Annotated in this window: 1 protein-coding gene; it reads right to left on the reverse strand. The window is 57.6% G+C overall.

Going from position 1 to position 830, the window contains the following annotated elements:
- Positions 1-635: MobV family relaxase (gene mobV / locus QVO66_RS10425; protein ID WP_288172817.1), on the reverse strand; the 635-nt coding region annotated here is incomplete at its 3' end.
- Positions 636-830: the final 195 nt, after the last annotated feature.

Below are 830 nucleotides of genomic sequence, written 5' to 3' on the forward strand. Positions count from 1 at the left end.
TAGTATTGGGCGGTAGTCGTGTGCCGTGCTTCCGAAACACGGACACCACGCTGCAAGCCGTATTTCACCATCGCTGCGGCGTAGCTGTCGTGGTAGGCGACAAGCCTTTCACGGGTCAAGAGGTCATCGGCGCACAGGCGCACGGCGTTGGCTTTCTTGCGGTAGGTGCGTTTGCCCTCCGTCTGCTTCCGCTTGGCTTTCCTGCGCTCGCCCATCACTATCGGCACGACCGTGGCATGGATGTGCGGCGTGTGTTCGTCCATGTGCAGCACCGCCGAAACGGGATTCTCCTTGCCGAATGTGCGGTGCAGCCATTGCAGGTTGTCATCGCACCATTCGGATAGTCTGCCCTCGTCCTGTATTCTCGCCATGTCCTCGTGCGTACCCGAAAGTACGATGCGGATTGCCCTCATTTGGTCGGGCGTTATCTTCCGCCTGATGCCTGCCGTGCGGATGCGGTGGCTTATCGCTTCGGTACGGTCTGCCACGCCATCGGGAAACTCCACCAGCTCACGGTTGAGGTGGGTGCGCGTGGGGTCTGCGTTCTTGGGCGTGGTCTTGCGTTCAATATGGTCGGATGCGCCCGTGTCAGCCGACCCTTTCGCTTTGTTGATTTGGATGCTGATATATCCCATGTTCTTCTCTTATATTTGAGGTTATACAAACTTGTTTGTCGGTGTCCGCCTGCCTGCGGTCATAACTGCACGGGGCAAGCGGGGGTGTCCAGAGGGGTGCAACCCCGTTGGCTCATTGGGGCGTTTTTAGCATTAGCGTCAGCGGTGCGTAAAGAAAACGCCCTAATGAGCTATGGCTTTTTGCTTCCCAAAAGC

The sequence above is a fragment of the Prevotella sp. CAG:255 genome (assembly GCF_000431195.1).
GTDB lineage: Bacteria > Bacteroidota > Bacteroidia > Bacteroidales > Bacteroidaceae > Prevotella > Prevotella rara.